Raw genomic sequence first — 26,479 nt, 5'->3', positions numbered from 1 at the left:
CCCCTCATGAACACGGCTGCGCCCACTGCAGATAGCAGACCGAAATCGGCATCTGGTGCGCGGCGCAGTATTCGATCCAGCGCAGCTGGTTGTCCTGCAGGCGGTCGCCCGGGCCTTTGACTTCGATCATGTTGTAGCGCCGCTCGACCGGCCAGAACTGGATCAGATCGGGAAAGCCGTTGCGGTTGGCCTTGATGTCGAGCAGGATGCGTTCGCACCATTTTTTCAGGTGCTCGGCGGGGATGCAGGCCAGCGCCATCTCCAGCAGCTCGGCGCCCAGCGCTTCCCAGGCCACGAACGGCGACTGGACGCCGCGCTTGCCGGCGTAGTTGGCGCGGATGGTGTCCTGGTAGCTGCCGTCGTCCAGCTGGTCGAGGCAGGCGCGGAACTCGCGCTCGCGCCGGCGGTAAAAATCGGCGCTGTGCAGGTCGGCCGGGCCACGGTGGAAGGGGTGGAAAAATGCGCCGGGAATGGCGCTGAAAACCGGGCGCCAGCAGAGCAGCCCGAACAGCGAGTTGATCAGCGCGTTCTCGACGTAGAACACGGGCGCGTCGGCGCTGGCCAGGTGGTCGCGCACGATGCCTTCGACCCACCAGTTCGCTTCAAGCGGCATCGGCAGGATCAGGTCGAGCCGGCGCAGCGCCGGATTGCGCCGCGACGGCAGCGGCTGGTGCCCGAGTTTGCGGCGCAGGCGCGGCGCGATGCGCAGCAGTTGCTGGCGCTCGGCGTCGCTCTCGGGCGCGGCCTGGGCCCGTTCCAGCAGCGCGTGCGCCTCGGCATGGCGCTCGTGTTTTTCCAGCACGCGGATGGCGCGCGCCCGCGCACCCGGGGCATTGCAGCAGGCGTACAGCGCGAAGGCCTGGTCCCAGTCCTTCTGCTTTTCCACGTGTTGCGCGATCTGGAACATCAGCCGTTCGCGCCGGCTGTCGATCCATTCATTCTCGAAACGCTCGCGCGGCAGGGTGGCCAGCACCTCGTCGACCGCTTCGCCGGCGCGAAAGCGCTCCTTGCACTGGTGCAGGGCCAGGTAATCGTCGACATCGCGGCGCGTGCGAAAGCCGCGCGAGGACGCCGAAAACTCCACTTTTTCGTACTGGAACAAGCCCAGGTCGGACAGTACGAATTCGGTCCAGTCCTGGCGCAGGTTGCCGAAGAAGATCAGGCGCAGGCGGTCGCACAGGTCCTTGATGGTGATGCTGTAGGCGGTGTCGGGCGAGTCGCGGTACCAGGCCGAAAACGCGCGCGCGTCGCCAAAGGCCTCGCGCAGGGCGGCCAGCTGCTCGCCCTTGCGCGCGCTCTTTTCGTGCAGCGACAGGCTGAAAATGGCGCCGATCTCGGCCTTGAGCAGCAGGTCGAACACCTCGTCGAGCGAGAGCACCGGGTCGGCATGGACCCAGCCGGTCGGCAGCAGATGGCGCGCGGCCTCGACCGCGCAGCCGATTTCGGCGTAATTGAGCTTGCTGGCGCGGAAAACCGTGCCCTTGCGCATGACCATGCGCACCAGCAGCGCGCGCGAGGCTTGCGGCAGCGACGGGAACGTGGCGATGAACGCCCGCTCCTCTTCGGTCAGCAAGTCGTTGTAACGCCCTGCAATCCATTCTAGTACCTGATGGAAATTATCCAGATAATAGAACTCATTCTCAAGAACTTTGCGCATCGTGCTGCGGACCATCGACCGAACCCTGTAATTATATACAGTATATCGTCAGTGGCCGGCAAACCCCAGCAAATTCGCCTCGGCGTGGTTTTCAGGGCTCGGAGAGGTGGCGCCGGCGCGGCGCGTGGCGCGCCGCCAGCATCGGCAGCGGCGCTGCCAGGTAGCGCCGCTGCACGCTGGCGTACGAGAGCAGGGTGCCCAGCGCGCCGCCGTTGGCCCCCTGCCGCGCCGGGGCCGCCATGGAGAGCAGCGACGTTTTGCGTTTCACGGGGGAGGGCGCGGCTTTGCGTAATTCGCCGCGTGCCTCCTTGCGTGCGCCCGCGCGCATCGGTTTGCCCGCTTTCAAGGCGGTCTGCCTGCCCGCCCCCGCGGCCGGCCTGGCGTGCTCGCGCAGCTTGAGCGGCGTCTTGATTGCCGTCGCCAGCCTGGCCGGGGCCGGCGGCGCCGATGGCTTCAGCTCCGCCGGCGACAATAGCACCAGCGGTGGAACCGGCGCCGCCGCCACCACCGGCCGCGTCGGGGCTTCCTCTTTTTCATCGATGATCACGACCGGCCTGGCGCTTGCCGCCAAAGCCGGGCCGGCCGCGCGCGGCTCGGCTTTGGCGGGCGCGGCAACCTTGAGCGCATGCGGCGAATTGATGTTGTCGTAACTCAGCAGCGCCACCAGCGTGACCAGCATGACCACCGTGATGGACGCCGCCGCGCCCAGCACAACGCGCACGTAGCGGACCCTACTGCTACTGCTACTGCTACTGCTGCTGCCGCTGCCGCCGGCGGCGAACCTGCGCCCGACGGCGGCGTAGGCTTGCTGTTCGATATCGGATGAACGCCGGTTGCGCTGGCGCAGGTCGGGCTTGATGCTGGAGTATGAATTCTGGGCGGAAATGGACACGGACGACTCCCTGAAGGTGAGGATACATTCCGATTAGAAACAATTCCACGCAGCACCTTCATGATATTTGTCGTGCTTCCACGCCAGCGCGCGCCGTTGTTTGATCCAGCGCAATCGTGCCCGCATTTCGCAACAGGTCAGCCGAACTGAGCTGAGCTTGATCAGGCGCAATCGCCCCCCGCTTTGGCGCTCCAATAATGGCGTTTGTGTTCAATATCTCGCGTCCCATTCCTTACTCACGGAGTACACCATGGCAATCGACGTTTACTTGCAAATCGACGGCATCAAGGGCGAATCGACCGACAACCTGCACAAGGACTGGATCGAGTGCCAGTCGGTGTCGTGGGGTGTGTCGCAGCCCAAATCGGCCACCGCGTCGACCGGCGGCGGGCATACCGCCGAGCGCTGCGAACACAGCGAGCTGTTCATCGTCAAGCTGGCCGACCTGGCCACGCCGCTGCTGCTGCAGAACTGCTCGTCCGGCAAGACGCTGCCGAAAGCCAAGCTGGAATTCATGCGCGCCGACGGCCAGGGCGAACGCGTCAAGTATTTTGAGATGGAACTGGAAAACGTCTTGATCAGTACCGTCAGCCCGTCCGTCACCGAGGGCGACATCCTGACCGAGCACCTGGGCTTGAAGTATTCCAAGGTGAAGTGGAAGTACACGCAGCAAAAGGTCGGCGGCGGGACCGGCGGCAATACCTCGGGCGGATGGGACCTGGCCACCAACAAGGTGGTCTGATCCCCATCGCCATCGGCAAGCATAACCGCCGTGGCCCAGGCCGCGGCCCCTCAGGGAGAACAGAGTGAGACAATTTGCACACCGGGCCGTCGACCGCCTCGCCACGCGCAAGCGCATTACCTTGCTGGTACTGGTCATTATCGTTTGCAGCGGGGCTGTCACCTGACGCGGCGCGTTCGGAATGTAAAAAAACCGCCGTCCCGGATTGCCGGGAACGGCGGTTTTTTCATGGACGGAGCTTAAGTTATCAGTATTCCATCAAGCGGCGTTCTTCTCGGCCGGCGCGACCTGCGCGGTCGCCTTGGCAATCTGGTCTTCCACCACTTGCACGGCCTGGCGCGTGGCCTTGGTCACCTGTTCGTAGCCCTGGAAGGCGTTGTCGATCGCGGTCTTGATGATTTCGACGGCGTTTTCCGAGCCCGGCTTGACGTTCTGCGTCACGTCGTAGATCAGCGCCGTGAGGGTGCTCTTGGCTTCGGCGATATGGGCGTCGGCCGCCTGCGTGAATTCGCTGTGGATATCGTCGATGATCACCTTGAGCTGCTCGCCATACTGCACCGCGCCGGCCATCGGCTTGGCGTGGGCGGCGGCAACATCCATCGCCGCTTTCGGGTCCTTGGCCTGGCTCATTTCTTTGCCCATGGCCATCGATCCTTGCACCGAATTTTTTGCAGTCGTCATGTTCAGCGAGACAACCTGTTCCACGCCTTGCACCGCCTTGCTGGTGAGGGCGTTAAAAGTCATCATCTGGAGTTCAAAAAGCGTCTTGGTGGCGGATGCAAATTGTTCGGGATTCGTAAACATGGACTTCTCCTCAGTGTGAATGGATGTACTGGCAACCCTCAACCTTCAAGCTTCTCCTCTATGTTTTTTAGCTATTATTTAGCAATAAGCAACTTCATGCAATGGCTATCTCGATAGGGGCCGTTGACTTTTTCCCAACCCGGCCCGAGCGGCGTCTGGTGGCACACCTGCTTGCCATCGTTCTTGCTGCGCCATGTGAACCAGGGCGCGGGCGCGGCCAGCAGCGCGGCGCTTGCGCAGGCGAGCAGGACGGCCACAGCGGATTTGCGGAAAGTTGTCATATGCCAGAGCGAGCATAGCCTGTTCGCGCCGCAAGTCAAGTGTGCAGCGTGCGCGCGGCGCTTCAGGGGCCCGGTTCGCTGGCCATGCCGGGTGCGATCGCGGGCAGGCGCAGGCGGAAGGTCGAGCCCTTGCCCAGTTCGCTTTCGAGCTCGATGCTTCCGCCCAGCACAGCGTTGACGATGTTGTGCACCACATGCAGTCCCAGGCCCGATCCGCCCGAGCCCATTCTGGTCGTGACGAACGGGTCGTACACGCGCGGCGCCAGCGGTGGGGCGATCCCGGCGCCGTTGTCGCTGACCGACATGAGCACGCTCGCATCCGGCCCCGGCACCGCGCCGATGACGATGGCCCCGTGCGCCGTGTCGGCAAAGGCATGCACCAGGCAATTGTCGACCAGGTGGGTCAGCACTTCGGCCAGCGGGCCCGGATAGCTGTCCATCGCCAGGCCCGGGGCGACGTCGGCGTGAATGTCGACCGCGCACTGGCGCGCCAGGATGCGCAGCGGCGGCAGCAGTTCGGCCACCAGTTCGCACAGCATGAAGGCGCGCCGCTCCGAGTTGTCGGGGTCGACCGCCACCCGCTTGAAGCTGGCCACCATACGGGCCGCCCGTTGCAGGTTGCGCGCCAGGATCTGGCCGGCTTCCTCGGCCTGGGTGAGAAACTGCGCCAGCTGCGAGCGGCGCAGGCCGCCTTCCACGCTGGCGGCCAGTGCCCGCGTTTTCTCGGCCAGGCAGGTGGCGGCCATCAGGCTGTTGCCGATCGGCGTATTGAGTTCGTGCGCCACGCCGGCCACCAGCGCGCCGAGCGCGGCCAGCTTGTCGCGCCGCACCAGATCTTCCTGCGCGCGCGACAAGGCCGCCGTGCGCGCCACCACCAGTTCCTGCAAGTGCTCGCGGTGCTGGGCCAGTTCGGCTTCGCGGCGCGCCCGTTCGATGGCGATCGCGGCCAGGTGGGTGGCCACGCCGAGCAGGCGCAGGTCGGCCTGGCCGGGCGGCTTCGGCTCGCGGTAGTACATGGCGAACGAGCCGAGGATTTGCTGGCGGTCGCCGTGGATCGGGGTCGACCAGCAGGCCCGCAAGCCGTGCGGCGCGATCAGCGCGCGGTAGTCGGCCCAGAGCGGGTCGGTCATCACGTCGGTGACGATCACCGTTTCGCCACGGTACATGGCGGTGCCGCACGAGCCCGCGCAGGGGCCGATGGCCGCGCCGTCCATCGCGGCCAGGAACGCGGGCGGCAGGCTGGGGCCGGATGCCGGGTGCATGGTGCGGCCGTCCTCGTCGAGCAGCATGAGCGAGCACAGTAGGTCGTCGGACTGGAATTCGATGAGGTGCATCAGGCCGTCGAGGATGTCTTGCAGCGCGGCGCCGCGCGCAATCATTTCCAGCAGGCGGTTCTGGCCGTTGCGCAACGCGGCGCTGTCGCGCGCATCGGGCTGCGCGATGGCGGCGCTGCTGCACTCGGTCTCGGACGGCGGCTTCACAACGATACTGATTGGAGCGGAAGATAAGAATAGTGTAGTACAGGCGCCGCGGGTGGGCAAACCGTGCGCGCCACGCCGCCGTCAGAAGCGCGGCGCGCGCAGGTAGTGGTCCGCGACCAGTTCCAGCAGATGGGCGATGTCGGTCTCGGAACGGTTGGTGAGCACCACGACCGCCAGTTTGTCGTCGACAAAGCGCGTGCCTTGCGTGGTGAATCCCTGCCACGCGCCGTCGTGCCAGACCGAGGCCCGCCCGAGCGTGGGCGAGGTCTCCCAGCCGAAACCGTAGGCTTTGGTGCTGCCATCCTTGAGCGTGGTCGGCGTCCACATGGCTTGCTTGATCGCGGCGCCCGGCACTTTGTCGCCATCGAGCGCGATGTGCCACCTGGCCAGGTCGCGCACAGTCAGGTACAGGCTGCCGTCGGCGGTGGTGTTGAGCGTGGGCGACACCCATTCCTGGTTCTTGAATGCGCCATCGACCAGGTCATAGCCGGCGGCCCGGTGCGGCACGATGTCGCGCTCGCTGATGATGCGCGCCTGCATGCCCGCAGGGGCAAAGATGCGCTCGCGCAGCTGCTCGCCGTAGTGTTTTCTTCCCACGCGGCTGCACAGGATGCCCAGCAGCTGGTAGCCAAAATTGCTGTACGCCCATTTCGTCCCCGGCGCCCACTGCAGCGGCAGCTTGCTGCCTGCGCGTTGCAATTGCGCATCGGTGTAATCCTGGTTCAGCTTGATGAGTTCGTCCGGATCGCGCAAACCCGCCGTGTGATTGAGCAAATGGCGCACCGTGATCGTTTTCCAGGCCGGCGGGGTGGCGGGAAGGTGGCGCGAAATCGGGTCGTCGAGCCCGAGTTTGCCGTCGGATGCCAGCAACAGTACCAGCGCGGCGGTAAATTGCTTGCCAAGCGAGCCGGACTGGAACACGGTATCGGGCGTGACGGCGACCCGATGCTCCAGGTTGGCCATGCCGTACCCGGCTTCCTTGATGATTTTTCCATCCTTGACGATGGCGATGGCGGCGCCGGGAATGCGCTGGCGCGCCATTTCGGCGTTGACGATATCGTCGACCGGGTCGGCGCAGGCGGCTTTGGCGACGCTGAAAACGAGAATGGCCAGCATGCGGCCGAGCAAACGATCAATCATGGCGACTTCCTGAATGGGAAACATGGGGCATGCATAAAACCGGCCGCGCAACGCAAAACGCCGCAGCCTTTATGCAAGGACTGCGGCGCTTCTGGAATTCTGCGGGAATATACTAACCCGGTAGAGTGGTGCCCACGGAGGGACTCGAACCCCCACACCTCGCGGCACATGGACCTGAACCATGCGCGTCTACCAATTCCGCCACGTGGGCACTGATACAGCTACTACAACAACTACTACTTCACTACTTGGTACTCTCGGAAAACTTCTTCCATGGAGTGGTGCCCACGGAGGGACTCGAACCCCCACACCTCGCGGCACATGGACCTGAACCATGCGCGTCTACCAATTCCGCCACGTGGGCATTGATGCTGCTTTGCTACTATTACTGCACTTCTTTTGCTGCTTGCCGGCGTTGCCGCCGAGTTCTGCTATCATACTCGCTTTCGGAGTTTTGCGCCAGACTAACTTTCGTTACTCTTTTCGCTCAACACCATGCGAATATCCTGCTTTTTTCTTCCGCTTAAACGTTGTGTTTCCGCGAAAGACCGAAATTATAGCCGAAGATTTGGAAATGTCACAGCCCTTGCCGAAGAATCTTTCAAAGCACGCTTCGTTAGGCGAATCGGACCGACCTCCGTTACACTACGCCTATCACCGTGTCAATAATCACTGTGTCAGTCACGCGGCCAGACGTTTCCCGCGCTAACTGCCAAAAACAAATATAGAAAAACATTTGAACCAAATTACTCATACCATTCCCAGCCGCGAGGACATTCTCGGCATTTTCCGCAACGCGGGCACGACGCTTGATCTTGAAAGCATCGCCCGCACGCTCAAGGTCAAGCCAGCCGCGCTGGAGGTGTTAACCAGGCGTTTGAATGCCATGCAGCGCGACGGCCAGATCCACGCCGACGCTGATGGCAACTACGCCCTGGCCGACCATTCCGGCTTCATCGCCGGCAAGGTCAGCGCGCATCGCGACGGTTTCGGCTTCGTCATCCCCGACGAACCGGGCGAAGACCTGTTCCTGTCAGACAAAGAGATGCAGAAAGTCCTGCATGGCGACCGTGTACTCGCCAAAGTCACAGGGACCGATCGCCGCGGGCGCCAGGAAGGCACCATCGTCGAAGTCGTCACGCGTGCCAACAGCCATGTGATCGGCCGCCTTCTTCATGAGAACGGCGTCTGGATCGTCGCTCCCGAAGACAAGCGCATTGGCCAGGACATCCTGGTTGCCGGTTCGCCCGGCAAAGCCAAGGCGGGGCAGATCGTCAGCGTCGAGCTGAGCGAGCAGCCGTCGCGCTTCAAGCAGCCGGCCGGCCGCGTGGTCGAAGTGCTCGGCGACCTGGACGATCCCGGCATGGAAATCGAAATCGCCGTGCGCAAGTTCGGCGTGCCGCATATCTTCTCCGCCGCGGCGCTCAAATCGGCCGCCAAGCTGCCCGGCGAAGTGCGCGAAGCCGACCTGCAAGACCGGGTCGACCTGCGCGACGTGCCGCTGGTGACCATCGACGGCGAAGACGCGCGCGACTTCGACGATGCGGTGTACTGCGAGCCGGTCAAGGTCGGCAAGGCCAACTGCTTCCGCCTGATCGTGGCGATCGCCGACGTGTCGCATTACGTCAAGCCGAACGATGCGCTCGACGTCGACGCCATCGAACGCAGCACCTCGGTGTACTTCCCGCGCCGCGTCATTCCGATGCTGCCCGAGAAGCTCTCGAACGGCCTGTGTTCGCTGAACCCGGCCGTCGACCGCCTGACCCTGGTGTGCGACGCGGTCATTTCGGACAAGGGCGAGATCAAGGCTTACCAGTTCTATCCGGCCGTGATCCACTCGGCTGCGCGCCTGACCTACAACGAAGTGGCCGATATCCTCGGCAACACCGCCGGTCCGGAAGCGGCGCGCCGTCCGGCCATCGTGCCGCACCTGCTCAATCTGTACGATGTGTACCACGCGCTGCACAAGGCGCGCCAGGTACGCGGCGCGATCGACTTCGAAACCACCGAAACCTATATCGTCTGCAATGCGCTCGGCAAGATCGAAAAGATCATCCCGCGCACCCGCAACGATGCGCACAAGGTCATCGAGGAATGCATGCTGGCGGCCAACGTCTGCGCGGCCGACCTGCTGATCCGCCACAAGCATCCGGGCACGTACCGCATCCACGCCTCGCCGACCAAGGAAAAGCTCACGCAAGTGCGCACCTTCCTCAAGCAGGTTGGCCTCAATCTGAACGGTGGCGACAAGCCGGCCGCCAACGATTACGCTGAGCTGATGAAGCAGATCAAGGACCGTCCGGACGCCTCGCTGCTGCAAACCATGCTGCTGCGTTCGATGCAGCAAGCGGTCTACAGCCCGGACAATATCGGCCACTTCGGCCTGGCGTACGAGGCGTATGCCCACTTCACCAGCCCGATCCGCCGCTATCCCGACTTGCTGACGCACCGCGCCATCAAGGCCATTTTGCTCGGCAAAAAATACGAGCCGAAGGGCATCGACCTGGCCGGTCTGAATACCACCGTGTCGAACGCCACGCGCAAGCAGCAGGCGAAGGACAAGGCCGACGGCAAGCAAAAGAACGAAAAAGACCTGACCATCTGGGACGCCCTGGGCGTGCACTGCTCGGCCAACGAGCGCCGCGCCGACGAAGCCTCGCGCGACGTCGAAGCCTGGCTCAAGTGCTACTTCATCAAGGACAAGCTGGGTGAAGAATTCACCGGCGTGGTCTCGGGCGTGACCACGTTCGGCATCTTCGTGCAGCTCGACGCGCTGTTCGTCGAAGGCCTGGTCCACATCACCGAACTCGGTACCGATTACTTCCAGTACGACGAAGCACGCCACGAACTGCGCGGCGAACGCACCGGCAAGCGCTACCAGCTGACCGACCGCGTGACGGTGCAGGTGTCGCGCGTCGATCTGGAAGCGCGCAAGATCGACCTGGTACTGGCAGGCGGCAGCGTGCAGGCCGATACCGGCGCGGGCAAGCCGAAAAGCGCGGCGCACAAGGCGCTCGACGCCAAGCCGGCCAAGTCGGGCAAGCAAGGACGCTCGTCCGGCGGCGGGGCTGCCAACACGCCGTCGCGTTATGAACTCGACGAGAGCGTCGGCGCGGAAGCCTCGGGCGCCAAACCGAAACGCAGCAAGTCCGGTTCGACCGCCGGCAAGGCGACCGGCCGTTCCGCAAAATCAGCAGCTGGTACGAGCAATACGAGCAGTAAATCAACAAGCAAAACGAATAAGAGCAAGCGATAACACATGAAGAATAAAATGATTTTCGGGTTCCACGCGGTGACCTCGCGTCTGCGTCACGAGGCCTCGTCGGTGGAAGAAATTTTTGTCGATGCGACCCGTCAGGATCGCCGCATGCACGATCTGGTCGCCAATGCCAAGGCCCTGGGCGTGCGCGTCATGCCGGTCGATTCGGCCCGTCTCGACAAGATCGTCGGAACCCGGCGCCACCAGGGCGTGATTGCCTTCGCCAGCCAGCTGGCGCTGGCGCGCAACCTGGATGAACTGCTCGATGCGATCGAAGGTCCGCCGCTGCTGCTGATCCTCGACGGCATCACCGATCCGCACAACCTGGGCGCCTGCCTGCGCGTGGCCGACGGTGTCGGCGCGCACGCGGTCATCGTGCCGAAGGACCGCGCGGTTGGCCTGAACGCCACGGCGGCCAAGGTCGCCAGCGGTGCCGCAGAAACCGTGCCGTACATCACGGTCACGAACCTGGCGCGCACCATGCGCGAGCTGAAAGAGCGCGACATCCTGCTGATCGGCACCACCGACGATGCGGACAAGGGCTTGTACGAAGCGGACTTCTCCGGTCCGGCCGCGCTCGTCATGGGCTCGGAAGGCGAGGGCATGCGCCGCCTCACCCGCGAAACCTGCGACGTGCTGGTGGGTATTCCCATGTTCGGCTCGGTCGAGAGCCTGAACGTATCGGTGGCGTCGGGCGTCTGCCTGTACGAAGCACGCCGCCAGCGCATCGCGCGCGAAGGCTAAAAGAGCTGCTGCGCCGCCCGTCTCCCGGGCGGCGCCTCCTGGGTCGACAACAGTCCGGAGATGAAGGGGTAGCCCCAGGCCTTGTCGAACAGCTCGTCCGGCGTGCGCCGCGCCGAGATCGTCAGGACGCTGTCCTTGATGGAAAACGGGCTGACCCCGATCGCATTGAATGCCGGATCGACGTAGACCTGCTGCTCGTGGCTCTCGTTCTGGCGGCGCTTGGTCGGCCAGTTGTATCCCATGTGCAGTTTCGGATTGTCCTTGTGCACGCCGCCATCGAGGTGCGGCGCCCACTTTCCCGGTACGCCCGACGCGTCGGCCAGCGCCGGCATGGTGGCAAAGGTCTCGAAAAACCGTTTGGTGAGCGGGAAGTACGCCATCTCGTCGGCGGCCGCCACGCGGCTGATGGTGGTGCCGGCCGGCGCCGTGGGCACGTGCAGGAAGGCCATATCGCCCGGCGTACGGGGCGGCGCGACCGGGACCGGTGCGGGTATGGCCGCCGCCAGCGCGTGAGCGCACAGCAGCGAGAGAACAAGAGCGGCGTATTTCATGGGTTTTCCTGATGGGAGGGGTGGACTGGCATGGAAGCGCGTCGTCGCCTGACCGGGCGGCGGTAATGTTGAAAATTAATCATAGTTGCACAATTTGCTTTCCTGCAATCAGCTTTATGCGAGGCGGGCAAATTGACCGCACATAAGCGGGAGGCGGGCGGATACGCTACCATGCCTGTATCGCAACTGTTCCCACGTCCCTGTTTATGTTTTTACACCTGCGCGAAGATATCAAGAGCATCATTGAACGCGACCCTGCCGCCCGTAATGGATGGGAAGTGTTCACTTGTTATCCTGGCTTTCAGGCCATCATGATGCATCGCTGGGCGCAGGCTTGCTGGAGCCGCAACCTGAAATGGATCGGGCGCTTCATTTCCTACCTGGCGCGCATCCTGACCGGCATCGAGATCCATCCCGGCGCCACCATCGGGCGGCGCGTGTTCATCGATCACGGCTTCGGCGTGGTCATCGGCGAGACCGCCGTGGTCGGCGACGACTGCACCATCTACCAGGGCGTGACCCTGGGCGGCACCTCGCTCAACAGCGGCAGCAAGCGCCATCCGACCCTGGAGCGCGGCGTCATCATCGGTGCCGGCGCCAAGGTGCTTGGATCGTTCACCGTGGGCGAGTATGCCAAGGTCGGCTCGAACGCGGTGGTGATCAAGCCGGTGCCGGCCGGCGCGACGGCGGTCGGCAATCCGGCCCACATCGTGCAGAAAGAGGTCGATACGCGCGCCAGCGCGCATCTGTTCTCGGCCTACGGCGTCACCCCGAACGGCGACGATCCGCTGTCGAAAGCCTTGCACGGGCTGATCAATCACGCGGCGCGCCAGGACGAACAGCTCGACCGCCTGATGGCGCTGATGAAGTCGGCGGGAATCGCCTGCCCGAGCACGCCCGAGTGTGATAAATTGGATTCGGTAAAGCTCAATAAACTGGTCGAGTAAGGACACACGCATGACACTAGAAGGTATGACACAAGAAGCAAAGGGCGGCGCCGACGGCGCTGCCTTGCTGGACCCGTTCGAAATCCGCGTGCTGGCGGTGCTGGCCGAGAAGGAAGGCCTCACGCCCGACAACTATCCGATGTCGCTCAATGCGATCACCAATGGCTGCAACCAGCTCTCGAGCCGCGACCCGGTGATGCAGCTGTCCGACGAAACGGTGCAGGACGTGCTGCAGCGGCTGATGCAGCGCAAGTTCGTCAACGGCATCACCCAGGCCGGCGCGCGCGTGACCAAGTACGAGCACCGCATGCGCATCAAATGGTCGCTGGAGCAGGACAAGCTGGCCGTGCTGACGATCCTGATGCTGCGCGGCTTGCAGACCGCCGGCGAAATTCGCACCCGCAGCGGACGGCTGCACGAATTCAAGTCGGTGGCCGATGTCGAGGCCTGCCTGCAGTTTTTGATCGACAAGTATCCGCCGATCGTGGCGCGCCTGGCGCTGGCGCCGGGGACCAAGGAACCGCGTTACGGGCAACTGCTCGGTGGCGACGCGGCGCTGGCGCAGCAGGAATCGTCGTTCGGCGTGGTGAGCGCGCCGGCCCAGGGCAGCAGGGTGGCGCAGCTGGAACAGGAAGTGGCGGCGCTGCGGGCCGAGGTCGATGACCTCAAACTGCAGTTCCTGGCGTTCAAGACGCAGTTCGAGTAAGCATGTAGCCGGTTGCGCCAGTGGCGCAACCGGCCCTCGCCATCAGCCCTCGTCCTTGAAGCGGCGCAGGCGCATCGCTCCGTAGATCATCAGCACGCCCGCCGCCGCCCCGATCCACACGCCCGGCGTGGCCAGGGTCGGCCAGGCTTGCGCCAGCAAGTCGATGCCCGGCTCGCGCAGCACGGCGCCAGCCCGGTTGTGATCGAACAGCCAGCTGCCCGGAACCAGTCCCAGCAGCATGCGTCCGGCCACGTTGCTCATCAGCCAGGATGCCGCCGAGCTCATGCCCAGCAGGTAGCCGACCCATTTCACCAGGATCAGCGCGATTAGCGGCACCCCGACCGCCCACAGGAAGGGTTTCGACCTGGCCCAGCTGGACACCAGCAGCAGCCAGCCGACGGTGGGCAAGGCGCACAGCAGGTACACCGGCAGTACGCCGATCACCTGCAACGGCAGCATGTAAACCCCGCGGTTGCCGAGGATCCCGCCGAACACGTTCAAGCCATGAAACATCGCCACCGTGCCGATGATCAGCATCAGCGCCAGCGAGGTGGCCAGGCTGACGGCGAGCGCAATCAGCGGCGCGGCCACGGTCACCATCGCCACTTTCGACAGCACCGTCTGCGTGTCCGACAGCGGCAGCGATTTCCAGAACAGGATGCTGCGGTCGCGCCGTTCGTCATGCAGCGCGCCCAGGCAGTAGAAAAACGTGGTCACAGCCAGCATCATCATGAGCGGCAGCCCGGCGCCGAGGCAGATGTTCGACAGCACGCCCATGGTTTGGCGGTGGTCTTCCGGCGACATGGCAGCGAACATGGCCTTCATGTTCTGCATTTCTCCGTTGAGATTGAGCTTGAAGACGCTATGGCCGCTACTCATGCCGTACACGACCGTGATGCCGGTCACCGCCACCATCACCATGCCGAGAATCACGGGCGCCCAGAAAAACGATCCCTTGTGCTCCCAGAACTCGCGCTTGAGCAACCATTTCATTGTGTTCATGCGTAGCTTCCTTTCATGGTGGCGACAAACAAATCGGCGACGCTGGGGTTGCGCGTCTCGCCGAGGACGTCCAGTTGCTCACGGGCCACGCCGTCGAACAGCATCACCGACTTGCCGAACACGCTGCGCTGGTCGATCGGCTGCAGCGCATTGGCGGCGCCCAGCTTGTCGGGCGCGACCATCACTTCGATGAAGCGCTCGCCGACCTCGTCCATCGACGCCGACAGCACGATCCTGCCGTCGCGGATGAACAGCAGGTCGGTGAGGATGTGTTCGACTTCCTCGACCTGGTGGGTGGTGATGATGATGGTCTTGTCCGCGTCAAAATAGTCTTCCAGCAGGTTCTGATAGAACTGCTTGCGGTAGAGGATGTCCAGGCCCAGGGTCGGTTCGTCGAGCACCAGCAGCTTGGCGTCGATGGCCATCACCAGCGCCAGGTGCAGTTGCACGATCATGCCCTTGGACATGGTCTTGACCTTCATGTCCGGTGTCAGCTTGGTCGCGGCCAGGTAGCGCTCGGCCTTGGCGCGGTTGAAGCGCGGATGCACGCCTTCGACGAAATCGATCGCTTCCGACACGCGCAGCCAGCGCGGCAAGATCGCCACGTCGGCGATAAAGCAGACCTGCTGCATCAGCGCGTCGCGCTGCGTGCGCGGGTCGAAGCCGAGCACCGACAGTTCGCCGGCGACATCGGTCAGGCCGAGCACGGCTTTGAGGGTGGTGGTCTTGCCCGATCCGTTGGGGCCGATCAGGCCGACGATGCGGCCGGCGGGAATGTCGAAGCTGATATTGTCGAGCGCCACCGACTTGCCGTAACGCTTGCTCAGATTGCGGGCGCTGAGGACGGTGCTCATGACTGGCCTCCGTCTTGCGGGCGCAGCAACTGGCCGAGGTCCAGGCCGAGCCGGCGGATGCGTTCGAGCATGGCCGGCCATTCTTCGCGCATGAAGCGCTCGCGTTCGCTGGCGAGCAGTTTTTCGCTCGCGCCTTCGGTTACATACATGCCTATTCCCCTTCGTTTTTCGACGAGTTCCTCGTCCACCAGTTCCTGGTAGGCGCGCGAAACGGTAATCGGATTGAGCTGGTACTCGGCCGCGACCTGGCGCACCGAGGGCAGGGCGTCGCCCGCTTTCAGGACGCCGTCGAGCATCATGCCGATGACCTTTTCCTTGAGCTGGCGATAGATGGGCGTGTTGTCGTTCCAGCCGTTAGTCATGGACAAGCCTCCCGCTGATGTGGTGCTGCATGGTGAGACATGAATCCTCCCTGTTGGTGAGGTGGTGATGTAGTTCACTATAACACTAAATAGCCGAATATCCAGCGTATGCATGCGAGAAAAACAACGCCCGACCGCGCCATTCAAAATAGTTCCCCGGGTCAATCACTGCTGCCTCTCAAAAATCGTTATATTTGCCGCCCATTAATCAAAAGAACAATCCAATGCGGCAAATTCGACATCAGTCATCCTTTCCACGGCGGGGCGGGCGGCGCACCGTCGCTCTGTTGCTGGCTGCGACATTGAGCGCATGCGGCGGCGGCTCCGGTGGTCCCGCCGGCACCCCTGCGCCGACGCCAGCACCGCCCGAGGCGCCGATGGTGACGCCGCCGGTCAACGTGTTGCCGACCGTACTGGCCGGCGCACCATCGCTGTTGCAGACGCCCGGTGGCATGGCGGTCGATCGGGCCGGCAATACCTTCGTCCTCGACGCAGGACGCCAACTGATCCTCAAGATCACGCCGGATGGCACGGTCTCGACCCTCGCCGGTGCCGAGCTGGTATTCGGGAGCCAGGATGGGGTCGGGGCTGGCGCGAGTTTTCGCTTCAATCATGAGTCGCGCATGCTGATCGACGCGGCCGGCAATCTGCTGGTGACCGACACCTGCAACAATACGATCCGGCGCATCACGCCGGCAGGCGCGGTCAGCACCGTCGCCGGCCAGACCGGCTATTCGTGCGGATTGCGCGAGCACCCGCTCCGGCCCGACCGTCAGCCGGTGCGCCGCATCTTCCATCGTCCAGGCGCGATCGCGCTCGATACCAATGGCGACTACCTGGTGTTGTCCGGCGAGCGGGTGCTTCAGCGGGTCACTCCGGCTGGCAAGGTCACTACCGTCAACTGGTCCAGCGAGGGCGTCAGCGCGCGGCCGACCAGCCTGGCGGTCGGCAAGGACGGCGTCATGTATGGCGCCGATAGCGGGCGCGTCTACCGTGTCGGGAGCAACGCGATACTGCGCATCGTGGCTGGCCAGCCTGTCAATGGGATGGAGGACGGGCAGGGTGAGGCGGCAGGCTTCAATCAGATCGGTGGACTGGCGGTGACCGAGTCCGGCGATGTCCTGATCGCCGATGCCTCGCGCTTGCGCAAGATGAGCGCTGGCGGGATGGTTACGACCCTGGTGGGCGCGGACGGCATCGGCGGCACGCGCGACGGCGGCGCCGACAGCGCCCGTTTCTCGTTGCTCGGCGCGCTGGCCTTCGATCCCGCGGGACAACTGATCGGACTCGATGTCGGTGCGCGCAGCCTGCGCAGGATTTCCTCCTCCGGCGACGTGACGACCTTGACTGCCACGCCGTCCACCAGTGGTACGGTTGACGGTGCCGCTAACGGCGCGCGCTTCGGTAACTTGACCCACGTGGCCAGCGATTCGAAAGGCAATCTGTATATGGCCGACCGTCAGCGCCATGTGATCCGGCGCGTCAGCCCCGGCGGGGATACCACCGTGTTTGCCGGTGTGGCCGGCGTCAGGAACGATCCCTTGACAGGCGCTTTCCGGGCTGACGCGTTCGGATATCCGGACAACGTCGCGATCGATGGCAAGGACGTGATGTATGTGTCCGACGTTCAACGAATCGTCAAGATCAAGGACGGTGTGATGACTACCTTGATTCCCCTGGGAGGAAAGAATGAGATTGGCTCGGTCTACGGTATGGCTGTCGATCTGGATGGCAATCTCGCGGTGGCCGGCATCTACACGGCGTATATCTTCTCGCCCGCCGGCAAGATAATTCGGCGCATCGATAAGAGCGATCTCTCGCCCGAGCTCAGTGCCAACCGCGCTGGATATGGACTGACCCCGCGCGCCGTCGCCTTCGACCGCGCCGGCAACCTGTACCTGGCCGACCTTTACGGCCATGTCGTGTTCAAGGTCGCGAAAGACGGGCCGGTGGCGGTATTCGCCGGCACCAGCGGTGTCGCCGGCGACCAGGACGGTGCGCGCGGCAGCGCCAGCCTGGGCTTCTATTCCCAGGTGCAGATGACATTTGCGCCGAATGGCGATCTGTACATGACCGGGCAAGGAAAACTGCGCAAGATTAGTCCCGATGGCACGGTAACAACACCGGCACTTGCCTGGGGCAATCCCAGCCTGCTCAGCATCACGTTCAGCAACGGTCTGTTGAAAGGGATGACGCGCTACGCGGCCGTCCAGACCCCGCTGCCCCAGTAGCGGCACGGCACCGGCCGGCGTGACGGAGGCGTCATGCCGGCCGGGCGGGGGCCGCCAGCGGCGCCTATTTGCCGACCTTGCCCGGCAGGCTCAGCGTGCCCGAGGCCACCTTGAACACGAAGTCGGGATGCGAAGTCACCGCGAACGCGAGGATGCCGGCGCCCTTGTCGAAGCCGACCGCCGATGGGTCGAGCGTGGTCGGCCAGACGTACGAAAACACGCTGCTGCCGGCCAGTTTGCCGGTGGCGGAAGGCCTCGCCCGGCCCGCCTCGCCCGACACGGCAATGTGGAACACCGCCGTGTTGCCTTCCCTGGCGATCTTGGTATGGATGATGTCGAACGGCGCATTGACGGCCTTCGCCGGCGCGCTGTGGATGCCGCCGGTGTGGCCCTGGTGGGCGTGAACCGGGAGTGCCGCCCACAGGATGCTGGCGGCAAATGCTGGTATGACAGATTTCATTTTCTTTTCCAATGCAAGATGGTTGTTCAACGTCGGCAGGCGCCGTCGTCGCAGTGCGGCGGTGCGCCCGTTTCCGCCACCAGCCGGGCGATCAGCGCGCCGGCCCGCATGTCGTGCACGACGCCGAGCAGCGCATGCCGCAGTACCCCCTGGCGGTCGAACAGCAGCAAGGTCGGCGTGCCGCGCAGCTGGTAGCGCTCCATCGTCAGGGGCACCGGCCCCCGCTCCGAGGGCTGGTCGATCCCGACCGGGAAATCGATCCGGTATTCGTGGATGAACGCTTGCAGCGCCGTGCGGCCCATGGCGGCGTGGTGCTCGAACACGGTGTGCAGTCCGAGCACTTCCACCTCGTTGCGGGCGAACGTCTTCTGGATCTGCTTCGCCTGCGGAATGCCGTGCGACACGCAGCTCGGGCACAGCATCTGGAACGCGTACAGCGCCACGACCTTGCCGCGCAAACCGGCAAGGCTGACCGGGCCGGATGCGTTGAGCCAGGCCGTTACCTGGAACTCGGGTGCGGTCGCGCCCGTCATTTGGCGCGCAGTGCCACGTGCGGGAAGTCGAGCGGCACCGCGAAGGTCACATTCACGTAGTTGGTGAACAGGTTCAGGGCGATGTGCGCCATGATTTCCATGATCTCGCCATCGCCAAATCCCGCCAAACGCAGAGCATCGACCTCGGCGGCGTCGACCTGGCCGCGCTGCCCGACCATGGCCAGTGCGAAGCGCAGGGCGGCGGCGCTCTTCGGATCGTCCGACTGGCCGGCCTGGGCGGCGCGCCTGTCCGCGCCGCTGGCGCCGGCCTTGCGCCCGAGTGCCGTATGCGCGGCCAGGCAGTATTCGCAGTTGTTGAGGTCGGCGATGGCGACCGCGACCTGTTCGCCGAGCCTGGCGCCGAGCGTGCCGCCGCCCAGCGCGCCGAACGCCGCCCACATGCTGGCCAGCGCCGCCGGCGAATTGGCGACGGCGCGGAACATGTTCGGCGTGGCGCCGAAGGCCGCCTGGACCTGGTCGAGCAAGGGGGCCGATGCGGCGGGTGCGTGCTCGCGGGTGAGAAGTGCAAGACGGGACATGATGTTTCCTTCATAAACAGGCCGGTTGGGAACATGAAAAGCGCGGCCTTGAACGCTTTTCAATAGGAGTCCTAACTATTTGGTGCAAAAAAAACTCAGGCGAACGCGGCCCAGTTGCGGCGTTCGGTCGCCGGATCGGTCGGCTGATGCTCGGCGCAATCGATGCGCAGAAACGAAATCGGCAAGGCCGCCTTGACCAGCGCGCAGTGATGCGGCGCCGGACTGCCGGGATTGACGTTCGGCTCGAAGTAGCGGCACGACAGGCAGGCGCGCAAGGCCGGAAAGCGCTCGCTTTTCTGCAATTGCGCGATCAGCTTGAACAGGCCGACCAGCAACTGGTCCTTGACCTGGGCATCGAGCGCGGCGGCGGCGTGATCGGCAAAACCGAGGGCCGACATCATTTTCTCGACCATCGCCTTGCCCTGCTCGGTCAGCCACAGCGCGCTGGCGCGGCCGTCATCCTCGGCGCGGGCTTTGCGCACCAATCCCTTGCCGACCAGGGCCGTCACCGAATCGCTGGCGCTGGCGGGGGACACCGACAACTGCGCGGCCAGCCACGACAGGCGCACGCCCGTGCTGCGGTCTTTCAGCAGCTGCAAAATCTCGGCCTGGGTCGGATTCAGGTTTTCCGCCGTGGCGAACTCCCACATGCCGGCGCGCAGCACGCTCGAGACCCGGCTGATCGCAACCACGATGCGCGCCGAAATATCCGGTGTGCCGTCCCACGGCGTTTCAGGTTTGATGTCCATGCGACGCATCATACCACGCCCGGCAATTAAATCAAGAGTCCTAACTAAATAGTAGAAATGAGAATGATTCTTCTTTTACCTAGTGCTGCCGGTCCAAAGTCGGTATATTCGCTGTCCGAGACCCACTGACCAAAGAATCAATGCGACACGACCACCTGCCATCCCCCCTGACCACGGCGATGCGCCGCGGCGCCGCGCTGCTTGCCTGCGCGCTGTTCAGCGCCTGCGGGGGAGGGGGATCGGGCGCGTCGTCCGGCGCGCCGGCAACCCCGCTTGCGGCCACGCCGGACCTCAAGCCCGTTGCCGCCAAATGCGGCCCGGGCGTGACCGACTACGTGGCGGCCGGCGACGATGACATGGCCGCGCTCGGCATCAGCTGCATGCAGTCCGTGCGCGCCGGCAAGGAAACCGTGCTGCAAATACCCAACGGCATGGCGATCGACAAGGCCGGCAACACCTACGTGCTCGACCGCGCCAAGCAGGTCATCTTCAAACTCACGCCGTCGGGCGCGATGTCGGTGCTGGCCGGTTCCATCGCCCGCTACGGCAGCCAGGATGGGATCGGCAGCGCGGCCAGCTTCAATTTCAATCACCTGTCGCGCCTGATCGTCGATCAGGCCGGCAACCTGATCGTGACCGACACCTGCAACAATACGCTGCGCAAGATCACGCCGGCCGGCGTGGTCAGCACCCTGGCCGGGACGGTCGAGGCGGTCTGCATGTCCGGCACCGGGCGCGTTGGCAGTGGCGACGGCAGCGGCGCGCAAGCGTTTTTCGACCGTCCGGCCGAGATCGCGCTCGACGTCAATGGCGACTACCTCGTGCTGGAATACGCCGGCATCCGCCGCGTCACGCCAGCCGGCGTGGTCAGCCGCGTGAGCTGGACCCGCAACCCGGCCGAACAATGGGAAATGCGGCGCCCGAGCCGGATCGCCGTCACCAGCGACGGGACGATCTATGTGTCCGAATTCACCCGGATTTACCGCATCGCCGGCGGCGTCGCCACCTTTGTTGCCGGTGGCAATTACGGAGCGGCGCGCGACGGGGTCGGCGCGGCGGCCGTGCTGGTCGCGCCGCGTGCCATGGTGGCCGATGCGGCCGGCGACATCTATGTCAGCGATGTCGACCTGTTGCGCAAAGTCAGCGCTGGCGGCGTGGTCACCACCGTGGCCGGCAACAGCGCCGGCGGCGCGGTGCGCGACGGCAGCGGCGCCGATGCCCGTTTCTCCTACCTCGGCCCGCTGCTCATGACGGCATCGGGCAATATCGTCGCGCTCGACAGCGGCGCCCCGTCGATCCGCACCGTGACCCCGGCAGGCGTGGTGAGCACCTCGGCCGCGACGGCCGTGGCCAGCGGCAGCGTGGACGGCAAGGGCGGCGCCGCGCGTTTCAACCGGCCGGACGGTACGGCGGCCGATGCGGCCGGCAATCTGTACATTGCCGACCACGCGACCAACCTGGTGCGCATGGTCAGCCCCGATGGCACGGTCAGCCTGTTTGCCGGCAACGGCATGAAGGGCGCCACGTTCAGGGAGCCGTACAGCATTGCGATCAGCCCGAACGGCGCCGTGTATGTGGCCGATGCGTACCAGATCGTCAGGATCGAGCGCGGCGCGACCACGATCGTGCAGTCGTACACGCCGCAAAACAGCGATGTCCTCGATATCGCCGTCGATGCCGAAGAGAACCTGGCCATCGCCGGTTCCATCGCGGTGCGCCAGGTGTCGCCATCGGGCAAGGTGACCGAGCTGATCGCCGATGTCGGCTACGGTCGCGACGGCCTGAACGACAGTTCCCTGCGGCCGGCGAGCATCGCCTACGACCGCCCGGGCAATCTGTACGTGGCCGACGCGGCCAGCCTGACCATCTACAAATTGAGCAAGGCCGGCAAGCTGGCCCGCTTCGCCGGCTCGCCGTTCTGGATGGGCGACCTCGATGGTCCGGCCGGCAACGCCATGCTGGGTTTCCACGGCAATACCGAGATGGCGTTCGCGCCGAATGGCGACATGTACCTGAGCGGGCAGGGCTTGCTGCGCAAGGTCGCGCCGGACGGCACCGTGTCGACCCCGGCGCTGGCCTGGGGCAGGCCGGTGCTTGGCGGTATCGCGGTGGGGAATGGGATGCTGATCGGCGTGACCTCGTACGCGGTGGTGCACACGCCGCTGCCGGCCGACTGAGGCAGGTCTAGCCGATGACTTTGCCGTCCAGGTCGTGGCGCGTGATGGCGCCGCCGTCGCCGATGGCGATCCAGCCGCCGCGCGGCGGTTCGGCATCCGGCTCCCAGTCGGGCAGCACGTAGCGGCGCTTGCCGCCGTGCTCGTGCAGGGCCGGGCGGTGCGTGTGGCCGTGGATCAGGACACTGGTACCGGTGGCGGCGAACAGTTCATCGATCGCTTGCGGCGTGACATCCATGATTTCCATGGTCTTGGTGCTGTGCGCTTCCTTGCTGCCTTCGCGCAGGTTGGCGATGATCGCCTTGCGCTGCGCCAGCGGCATGGCCAGGAACTGCGCCTGCCAGGCCGGTTGGCGCACCTGCTGGCGAAACGCCATGTACTTGACGTCGTCGGTGCATTGGGCGTCGCCATGCACGACAACAATTTTCTGCCCGCCAATCTCGGCAATGTGCGGCTCGTCCAGCAATTGCATGCCGGCGGCGTCGGCAAAGGCCTGGCCCACTAAAAAGTCGCGGTTGCCGGCGATCCAGTAGACCGGGATGCCGGCATCGCTGACGGCGCGGATGCCCGAGGCGATGCGGCGGTGCAGGGGCGCGTCGAGATCGTCGTCGCCGGCCCAGTATTCGAACAGGTCGCCGAGGATGTACAGCGCGCGCGCCGCCATTGCGCGTTCTTCCAGGAAAGCGAAGAAGGCGTCCAGGGTGCGCGCATGCGCTTCCTGCAGATGCAGGTCTGAAATAAACAGCGCGAGCGTTCGCGCAGGCAGGGTCATTCGGCCACTGCCGGTGGGGTTGGCTCGCGCATCATGCTTTTGCTTTGCTTAGATAACTTCGATTTTTTCGATGATCACTGGCTCGAGTGGCACGTCGCCGCTCTTGGTCTTGACCTTGCGGATCGCGTCGACCACTTCCTTGCCTTCGGTGACTTTGCCGAACACCGCGTAGCCGAAGCCGTCCTGGCCTGGATAGTCGAGGAAGCTGTTGTTCTTGACGTTGATGAAGAACTGGGCCGAGGCCGAATGCGGGGCCGAGGTGCGGGCCATCGCCAGGGTGTAGGTATCGTTCTTGAGGCCGTTGCTGGCTTCGTTTTCGACGGTCTGGTCGGCTGGCTTCTGGCGCATGTTCGGCTCCATGCCGCCGCCCTGGATCATGAAGTCGGCGATGACGCGGTGGAAAATGGTGTTGGTGTAATGGCCTTTGGCCACATAGTCGAGGAAGTTGGCGACCGTTTTAGGCGCTTTTTCGGCGTCCAGTTCGGCGGTGATGTTGCCCATGTTGGTGGTGATGAGAATGGCCATGTGTGATTCCTCTTGGTTGGGTGATTGGTTGACGGCGCCGCTATTTTACGGCAACAGTGAAAATTCAGGGCTTGACGATGGTGGCGGACTTGATGACGATCGGCGTGACCGGCACGTTCTGGTTGCCGCGCACGTCGTCGACCATGACGCCCTTGATCTTGTCGACCACTTCCTGGCCGGAAATGACCTTGCCGAATACGGTGTAGCCGAAGCCGTCGCGGCCCGGATAGTCGAGATTGGTGTTTTCGGCGACGTTGATGAAAAATTGCGAGGTGGCCGAATTCGGATCCTGCGTGCGCGCCATGGCGATTGAGTAGGGCACGTTCAGCAAGCCGTTCTTGGCTTCGTTCTGGACCGGCTTGTTGGTGCGGCGCGGCAGCATTTTTTCATCCATGCCGCCGCCCTGGATCATGAAGTCGTTAATCACGCGGTGGAAAATCAAGCCCTTGTAATGGCCGCTTTTGACGTACTGCAGAAAATTGGCGACCGTATTCGGCGCTTTGGCCTGGTCGAGTTCGAGCACGATCTCGCCCATGCTCGTTTTCAGCGAGACTTGCGGCGTGTCGCTCGCGAGCACGGCGGTGCTGAGGGTCAGGCCGGCGAAGAGTGCGAGAAAGCGTGCCAGCAGAGGGCGGGAAGCAAAGGGCATGCGGAACAATAACGAATCTTGCATTTAGAATCCTTGACGTGAAGTGTTTGTTGTTATAGGGCGGAGGGGCTGTCAAGCCTTTACCGCAAAAATAAACCTGATCCATATGCGGCCAGCCGGGATTTTAACAATGCTATACTTTGTACAGAACGTCCCATTCTATCAAAGAAGAACAAGACAGAGGGCTCCGACGATCTCGATGCAAACCACGCCTGACCGGCGCGCGCCCACCGCGGCGATCGCGCCCGGTTGTCGTTTTGCCCGAGCGCGGCGCGCGCTGTAACGAGTAAGAATCTGATGAGCCAATTAAAGATCTACAACACGCTTGCGCGTGAAAAGCAGGTATTCACCCCCATCGAGCCAGGTAAAGCCGGCATGTACGTGTGCGGGATGACCATTTACGACTACTGCCATATCGGCCATGCGCGCATGATGATGGCGTTCGACGTCATTTACCGCTGGCTCAAGGTGTCGGGCTATCAGGTCACGTACGTGCGCAACATCACCGACATCGAAGACAAGATCATCAAGCGCGCCGTCGAGAACGGCGAGTCGATTTTCTCGCTGACCTCGCGCTTCGAAAAGTACATGGACGAAGACACCGCCGCGCTCGGCATCCTGGCGCCCGACGTGGTGCCGCATGCCACCCAGTATGTGCCGCAGATGCTGTCGATCATCGCCCAGCTGGAACAGAAGGGCCTGGCCTACAAGTCGGAAGATGGCGACGTCAATTTTGCGGTGCGCAATTTCCCCGGCTACGGCAAGCTGTCCGGCAAGTCGCTCGACGACCTGCGCGCGGGCGAACGGGTCGACGTCAATACCGGCAAGCGCGATCCGCTCGACTTCGTGCTCTGGAAGGCCTCCAAGGAGTCCGAGCCGGACGAAGTCAAATGGGACTCGACCTGGGGCAGCGGCCGTCCGGGCTGGCATATCGAGTGCTCGGCCATGTCGTGCGCGACGCTCGGCCGGCATTTCGACATCCACGGCGGCGGCGCCGACCTGCAGTTCCCGCACCACGAGAACGAGATCGCCCAGTCCGAAGGCGCGTTCGGCCATCCGATGGCCAATTACTGGGTCCACAACGGCTTCGTGCGCGTGGTCGACGAAGCGACCAAGGTCGCCGAGAAGATGTCCAAGTCGCTCAACAACTTCTTCACGATCCGCGACGTGCTCAAGCTGTACGATGCCGAGGTGATCCGCTTCTTCATCCTGCGCGGCCACTACCGCAGTCCGCTCAACTACGGCACCGATAACCTGGACGACGCCAAGGCTGCGCTGACGCGCCTGTACACGGCCTTGTCCGGTGTCGAGCTCGGTGCTGAAGCAGTCGAGGTCGACTGGAACGAAGCCCACGCCATCCGCTTCCGCGAAGCGATGGACGACGACTTCAACACGCCGATCGCGATTGCCGTGCTGTTCGATCTGGTCACGGAACTGAACAAAAGCAAGTCGGTCGCCCACGCGCGCCAGTTCAAGGCGCTGGCCGCCGTGCTGGGCCTGCTCGAACGCCATCCGCAGGCATTCCTGCAAGGCGGCGTGGAAGAGGGTGCCATGATTGAAGCCGCCATCGTGGACGCGATCGCGCGCCGCGCCGAGGCCAAGAAGGCGCGCAACTTCGCCGAATCCGACAGCATTCGCACCGGCTTGCTGGCGGCCGGCATCGTCCTCGAAGACAAGCCGGACGGCACGACCAACTGGCGCCGTGCATGATGGCGCCAACCAAGGAAACGGCGGGGACCACCCCGCCGCCGCTGGATGTGCCCGCGTACTGGGAACAGGCCAAGATCGAACTCATGAAGCGCGACCGCATCATGAAAAAGCTGATCCCGCAGTTCGGCGACCTGCACCTGGTCGGCCACGGCGACCCGTTTACGACCCTGGCGCGCTCGGTGGTGGGCCAGCAGGTCACCACCAAGGCCGCTGACGCCGCCTGGAACAAGCTCTTGCTGGCGTGTCCCCGGATCACGCCGGCCCAGGTCATCAAGGCCGGCGCCGAGCAACTGTCGGCCTGCGGCCTGTCCAAGCGCAAGACCGAATACATCCTCGACCTGGCCGACCATTTCAAGGCCAAGCGCGTGCACGCCAACCAGTGGGCCGACATGGATGACGAAGCCGTCATCGCCGAGCTGGTGCAGATTCGCGGCATCGGACGCTGGACAGCCGAGATGTTCCTGATATTTAATCTGCTGCGGCCGAATGTCTTGCCGCTGGACGATCCTGGTTTGATCCAGGGCATCAGCCAGAACTACTTTTCCGGCGAACCTGTATCCCGTAGCGATGCGCGCGAGGTCTCGGCCAATTGGGAACCGTGGAGAACGGTCGCTACGTGGTATTTGTGGCGTAGCCTCGATCCGGTTCCGGTAGAATAGCGCCTGTAGCGGCCGTGCGGTGGGGTATGTTGCGGCCAGAATTTACCCGGAGGTAC

Annotated in this window: 26 protein-coding genes and 2 tRNA genes; 9 read left to right on the top strand and 19 right to left on the bottom strand. The window is 64.0% G+C overall.

What is annotated here, in order from left to right; genetic code table 11:
• Nucleotides 1-4 precede the first annotated feature (4 nt).
• Nucleotides 5-1,657, bottom strand: a complete 1,653-nt coding sequence (locus F2P45_RS01285; RefSeq protein ID WP_166869959.1) for a VRR-NUC domain-containing protein — start codon at nt 1,655-1,657, stop codon at nt 5-7.
• A 91-nt stretch (nt 1,658-1,748) separates the two neighbouring features.
• Nucleotides 1,749-2,549 carry a hypothetical protein gene (locus F2P45_RS01280; RefSeq protein WP_166869958.1) on the bottom strand — a complete coding sequence of 267 codons (801 nt, stop codon included), beginning with the start codon at nt 2,547-2,549 and terminating at the stop codon, nt 1,749-1,751.
• Nucleotides 2,550-2,799: 250 nt separating this feature from the next.
• On the opposite strand from F2P45_RS01280, the gene F2P45_RS01275 reads away from it, so the two are divergent.
• Entirely contained in the window at nt 2,800-3,291 is a 492-nt protein-coding gene (locus F2P45_RS01275) for an Hcp family type VI secretion system effector (RefSeq protein WP_166869957.1), read from the top strand.
• Between the two features lie 258 nt (nt 3,292-3,549).
• Here the strand turns inward: F2P45_RS01275 and phaP are convergent, their stop codons facing one another.
• The 6 genes from phaP to F2P45_RS01245 all read right to left on the bottom strand — a co-directional run bounded on the left by phaP (nt 3,550) and on the right by F2P45_RS01245 (nt 7,361).
• On the bottom strand, nt 3,550-4,095 hold the full coding sequence (gene phaP / locus F2P45_RS01270; protein WP_166869956.1) for a TIGR01841 family phasin: 546 nt from the start codon (nt 4,093-4,095) through the stop codon (nt 3,550-3,552).
• 74 nt (nt 4,096-4,169) lie between these two features.
• Entirely contained in the window at nt 4,170-4,376 is a 207-nt protein-coding gene (locus F2P45_RS01265) for a hypothetical protein (protein WP_166869955.1), read from the bottom strand.
• A 62-nt stretch (nt 4,377-4,438) separates the two neighbouring features.
• Entirely contained in the window at nt 4,439-5,857 is a 1,419-nt protein-coding gene (locus tag F2P45_RS01260; RefSeq protein ID WP_370663194.1) for a sensor histidine kinase, read from the bottom strand.
• Nucleotides 5,858-5,938: 81 nt separating this feature from the next.
• The gene (locus tag F2P45_RS01255; protein WP_229504873.1) at nt 5,939-6,997 is read right to left on the bottom strand and encodes a serine hydrolase domain-containing protein; all 1,059 of its coding nucleotides are present in this window, start codon (nt 6,995-6,997) and stop codon (nt 5,939-5,941) included.
• Nucleotides 6,998-7,123: 126 nt separating this feature from the next.
• Nucleotides 7,124-7,208 (bottom strand) — tRNA-Leu (locus F2P45_RS01250).
• A gap of 68 nt (nt 7,209-7,276) precedes the next feature.
• Nucleotides 7,277-7,361: transfer RNA gene (locus F2P45_RS01245), tRNA-Leu, on the bottom strand.
• Between the two features lie 372 nt (nt 7,362-7,733).
• On the opposite strand from F2P45_RS01245, the gene rnr reads away from it, so the two are divergent.
• Nucleotides 7,734-10,253, top strand: a complete 2,520-nt coding sequence (rnr, locus tag F2P45_RS01240) for a ribonuclease R (RefSeq protein WP_166869954.1) — start codon at nt 7,734-7,736, stop codon at nt 10,251-10,253.
• Nucleotides 10,254-10,256: 3 nt separating this feature from the next.
• Nucleotides 10,257-11,000 carry a 23S rRNA (guanosine(2251)-2'-O)-methyltransferase RlmB gene (rlmB, locus tag F2P45_RS01235; RefSeq protein ID WP_099880211.1) on the top strand — a complete coding sequence of 248 codons (744 nt, stop codon included), beginning with the start codon at nt 10,257-10,259 and terminating at the stop codon, nt 10,998-11,000.
• On the opposite strand, the gene F2P45_RS01230 is transcribed toward rlmB, so the two are convergent.
• Complete coding sequence (locus F2P45_RS01230; protein ID WP_166869953.1) at nt 10,997-11,551, bottom strand: LamG domain-containing protein; 555 nt, start codon at nt 11,549-11,551, stop codon at nt 10,997-10,999. The two genes, rlmB and F2P45_RS01230, sit on opposite strands and share 4 nt — an antisense overlap.
• Nucleotides 11,552-11,757: 206 nt before the next feature.
• On the opposite strand from F2P45_RS01230, the gene cysE reads away from it, so the two are divergent.
• Nucleotides 11,758-12,498, top strand: a complete 741-nt coding sequence (gene cysE / locus F2P45_RS01225; RefSeq protein WP_166869952.1) for a serine O-acetyltransferase — start codon at nt 11,758-11,760, stop codon at nt 12,496-12,498.
• Nucleotides 12,499-12,523: 25 nt separating this feature from the next.
• Nucleotides 12,524-13,204 carry a YceH family protein gene (locus tag F2P45_RS01220; RefSeq protein ID WP_166869951.1) on the top strand — a complete coding sequence of 227 codons (681 nt, stop codon included), beginning with the start codon at nt 12,524-12,526 and terminating at the stop codon, nt 13,202-13,204.
• A gap of 42 nt (nt 13,205-13,246) precedes the next feature.
• On the opposite strand, the gene F2P45_RS01215 is transcribed toward F2P45_RS01220, so the two are convergent.
• Genes F2P45_RS01215 through F2P45_RS01205 form a run of 3 tightly spaced genes read right to left on the bottom strand, consistent with a single transcriptional unit; the run spans nt 13,247 to nt 15,422 of the window.
• On the bottom strand, nt 13,247-14,206 hold the full coding sequence (locus F2P45_RS01215; RefSeq protein ID WP_166869950.1) for a hypothetical protein: 960 nt from the start codon (nt 14,204-14,206) through the stop codon (nt 13,247-13,249).
• Nucleotides 14,203-15,060 (bottom strand): ABC transporter ATP-binding protein, encoded by an 858-nt coding sequence (locus F2P45_RS01210; protein ID WP_166869949.1) that lies wholly within the window; start codon nt 15,058-15,060, stop codon nt 14,203-14,205. The genes F2P45_RS01215 and F2P45_RS01210 overlap by 4 nt, the downstream gene beginning before the upstream one ends.
• The gene (locus F2P45_RS01205; RefSeq protein ID WP_166869948.1) at nt 15,057-15,422 is read right to left on the bottom strand and encodes a GntR family transcriptional regulator; all 366 of its coding nucleotides are present in this window, start codon (nt 15,420-15,422) and stop codon (nt 15,057-15,059) included. The genes F2P45_RS01210 and F2P45_RS01205 overlap by 4 nt, the downstream gene beginning before the upstream one ends.
• A gap of 302 nt (nt 15,423-15,724) precedes the next feature.
• Between F2P45_RS01205 and F2P45_RS01200 the strand changes: the two genes are divergently transcribed.
• Entirely contained in the window at nt 15,725-17,653 is a 1,929-nt protein-coding gene (locus tag F2P45_RS01200; RefSeq protein WP_166869947.1) for an NHL repeat-containing protein, read from the top strand.
• 64 nt (nt 17,654-17,717) lie between these two features.
• Here F2P45_RS01200 and F2P45_RS01195 read toward each other — a convergent pair whose 3' ends face one another.
• The 4 genes from F2P45_RS01195 to F2P45_RS01180 form a co-directional block, all read right to left on the bottom strand.
• Nucleotides 17,718-18,113 (bottom strand): hypothetical protein, encoded by a 396-nt coding sequence (locus tag F2P45_RS01195; protein ID WP_223164653.1) that lies wholly within the window; start codon nt 18,111-18,113, stop codon nt 17,718-17,720.
• Between the two features lie 26 nt (nt 18,114-18,139).
• Nucleotides 18,140-18,646, bottom strand: a complete 507-nt coding sequence (locus F2P45_RS01190) for a peroxiredoxin family protein (RefSeq protein WP_166869946.1) — start codon at nt 18,644-18,646, stop codon at nt 18,140-18,142.
• On the bottom strand, nt 18,643-19,185 hold the full coding sequence (locus F2P45_RS01185; RefSeq protein ID WP_166869945.1) for a carboxymuconolactone decarboxylase family protein: 543 nt from the start codon (nt 19,183-19,185) through the stop codon (nt 18,643-18,645). The genes F2P45_RS01190 and F2P45_RS01185 overlap by 4 nt, the downstream gene beginning before the upstream one ends.
• Before the next feature lie 95 nt (nt 19,186-19,280).
• Nucleotides 19,281-19,934 (bottom strand): MarR family winged helix-turn-helix transcriptional regulator, encoded by a 654-nt coding sequence (locus F2P45_RS01180; protein WP_166869944.1) that lies wholly within the window; start codon nt 19,932-19,934, stop codon nt 19,281-19,283.
• A gap of 140 nt (nt 19,935-20,074) precedes the next feature.
• On the opposite strand from F2P45_RS01180, the gene F2P45_RS01175 reads away from it, so the two are divergent.
• Nucleotides 20,075-22,111 (top strand): NHL repeat-containing protein, encoded by a 2,037-nt coding sequence (locus F2P45_RS01175; protein WP_166869943.1) that lies wholly within the window; start codon nt 20,075-20,077, stop codon nt 22,109-22,111.
• Nucleotides 22,112-22,118: 7 nt separating this feature from the next.
• Here the strand turns inward: F2P45_RS01175 and F2P45_RS01170 are convergent, their stop codons facing one another.
• The 3 genes from F2P45_RS01170 to F2P45_RS01160 all read right to left on the bottom strand — a co-directional run bounded on the left by F2P45_RS01170 (nt 22,119) and on the right by F2P45_RS01160 (nt 24,078).
• Nucleotides 22,119-22,880, bottom strand: coding sequence for a UDP-2,3-diacylglucosamine diphosphatase (locus F2P45_RS01170; RefSeq protein ID WP_166869942.1), 762 nt, complete (start codon nt 22,878-22,880; stop codon nt 22,119-22,121).
• A gap of 48 nt (nt 22,881-22,928) precedes the next feature.
• The gene (locus tag F2P45_RS01165) at nt 22,929-23,405 is read right to left on the bottom strand and encodes a peptidylprolyl isomerase (protein WP_166869941.1); all 477 of its coding nucleotides are present in this window, start codon (nt 23,403-23,405) and stop codon (nt 22,929-22,931) included.
• Nucleotides 23,406-23,469: 64 nt separating this feature from the next.
• A complete protein-coding gene (locus F2P45_RS01160; protein ID WP_166869940.1) occupies nt 23,470-24,078 on the bottom strand; it encodes a peptidylprolyl isomerase in 609 nt (202 codons plus the stop codon).
• A 273-nt stretch (nt 24,079-24,351) separates the two neighbouring features.
• On the opposite strand from F2P45_RS01160, the gene cysS reads away from it, so the two are divergent.
• Nucleotides 24,352-25,764 carry a cysteine--tRNA ligase gene (gene cysS / locus F2P45_RS01155; protein WP_166869939.1) on the top strand — a complete coding sequence of 471 codons (1,413 nt, stop codon included), beginning with the start codon at nt 24,352-24,354 and terminating at the stop codon, nt 25,762-25,764.
• Nucleotides 25,764-26,423: a DNA-3-methyladenine glycosylase family protein gene (locus tag F2P45_RS01150; RefSeq protein ID WP_166870187.1), complete on the top strand. Its 660-nt coding sequence runs from the start codon at nt 25,764-25,766 to the stop codon at nt 26,421-26,423. The genes cysS and F2P45_RS01150 overlap by 1 nt, the downstream gene beginning before the upstream one ends.
• Nucleotides 26,424-26,479 lie beyond the last annotated feature (56 nt).

This window comes from Massilia mucilaginosa, assembly GCF_011682145.1.
GTDB lineage: Bacteria > Pseudomonadota > Gammaproteobacteria > Burkholderiales > Burkholderiaceae_D > Telluria_A > Telluria_A mucilaginosa.
Note: the sequence above shows the minus strand (reverse complement) of the source record. Positions and strands in the feature narration are given on the sequence as shown.

What these genes read in the sequence shown, in the direction of transcription:
- F2P45_RS01215 (WP_166869950.1), bottom strand. Translation starts at nt 14,206, where the DNA reads ATGAACACAATGAAATGGTTGCTCAAGCGCGAGTTCTGGGAGCACAAG.
- F2P45_RS01220 (WP_166869951.1), top strand. Translation starts at nt 12,524, where the DNA reads ATGACACAAGAAGCAAAGGGCGGCGCCGACGGCGCTGCCTTGCTGGAC.
- F2P45_RS01230 (WP_166869953.1), bottom strand. Translation starts at nt 11,551, where the DNA reads ATGAAATACGCCGCTCTTGTTCTCTCGCTGCTGTGCGCTCACGCGCTG.
- cysE (WP_166869952.1), top strand. Translation starts at nt 11,758, where the DNA reads ATGTTTTTACACCTGCGCGAAGATATCAAGAGCATCATTGAACGCGAC.
- F2P45_RS01205 (WP_166869948.1), bottom strand. Translation starts at nt 15,422, where the DNA reads ATGACTAACGGCTGGAACGACAACACGCCCATCTATCGCCAGCTCAAG.
- F2P45_RS01210 (WP_166869949.1), bottom strand. Translation starts at nt 15,060, where the DNA reads ATGAGCACCGTCCTCAGCGCCCGCAATCTGAGCAAGCGTTACGGCAAG.
- F2P45_RS01160 (WP_166869940.1), bottom strand. Translation starts at nt 24,078, where the DNA reads ATGCAAGATTCGTTATTGTTCCGCATGCCCTTTGCTTCCCGCCCTCTG.
- F2P45_RS01170 (WP_166869942.1), bottom strand. Translation starts at nt 22,880, where the DNA reads ATGACCCTGCCTGCGCGAACGCTCGCGCTGTTTATTTCAGACCTGCAT.
- F2P45_RS01190 (WP_166869946.1), bottom strand. Translation starts at nt 18,646, where the DNA reads ATGACGGGCGCGACCGCACCCGAGTTCCAGGTAACGGCCTGGCTCAAC.
- cysS (WP_166869939.1), top strand. Translation starts at nt 24,352, where the DNA reads ATGAGCCAATTAAAGATCTACAACACGCTTGCGCGTGAAAAGCAGGTA.
- F2P45_RS01275 (WP_166869957.1), top strand. Translation starts at nt 2,800, where the DNA reads ATGGCAATCGACGTTTACTTGCAAATCGACGGCATCAAGGGCGAATCG.
- F2P45_RS01150 (WP_166870187.1), top strand. Translation starts at nt 25,764, where the DNA reads ATGGCGCCAACCAAGGAAACGGCGGGGACCACCCCGCCGCCGCTGGAT.
- F2P45_RS01185 (WP_166869945.1), bottom strand. Translation starts at nt 19,185, where the DNA reads ATGTCCCGTCTTGCACTTCTCACCCGCGAGCACGCACCCGCCGCATCG.
- phaP (WP_166869956.1), bottom strand. Translation starts at nt 4,095, where the DNA reads ATGTTTACGAATCCCGAACAATTTGCATCCGCCACCAAGACGCTTTTT.
- F2P45_RS01175 (WP_166869943.1), top strand. Translation starts at nt 20,075, where the DNA reads ATGCGACACGACCACCTGCCATCCCCCCTGACCACGGCGATGCGCCGC.
- F2P45_RS01255 (WP_229504873.1), bottom strand. Translation starts at nt 6,997, where the DNA reads ATGATTGATCGTTTGCTCGGCCGCATGCTGGCCATTCTCGTTTTCAGC.
- rlmB (WP_099880211.1), top strand. Translation starts at nt 10,257, where the DNA reads ATGAAGAATAAAATGATTTTCGGGTTCCACGCGGTGACCTCGCGTCTG.
- F2P45_RS01195 (WP_223164653.1), bottom strand. Translation starts at nt 18,113, where the DNA reads ATGAAATCTGTCATACCAGCATTTGCCGCCAGCATCCTGTGGGCGGCA.
- F2P45_RS01265 (WP_166869955.1), bottom strand. Translation starts at nt 4,376, where the DNA reads ATGACAACTTTCCGCAAATCCGCTGTGGCCGTCCTGCTCGCCTGCGCA.
- F2P45_RS01165 (WP_166869941.1), bottom strand. Translation starts at nt 23,405, where the DNA reads ATGGCCATTCTCATCACCACCAACATGGGCAACATCACCGCCGAACTG.
- F2P45_RS01285 (WP_166869959.1), bottom strand. Translation starts at nt 1,657, where the DNA reads ATGCGCAAAGTTCTTGAGAATGAGTTCTATTATCTGGATAATTTCCAT.
- F2P45_RS01180 (WP_166869944.1), bottom strand. Translation starts at nt 19,934, where the DNA reads ATGGACATCAAACCTGAAACGCCGTGGGACGGCACACCGGATATTTCG.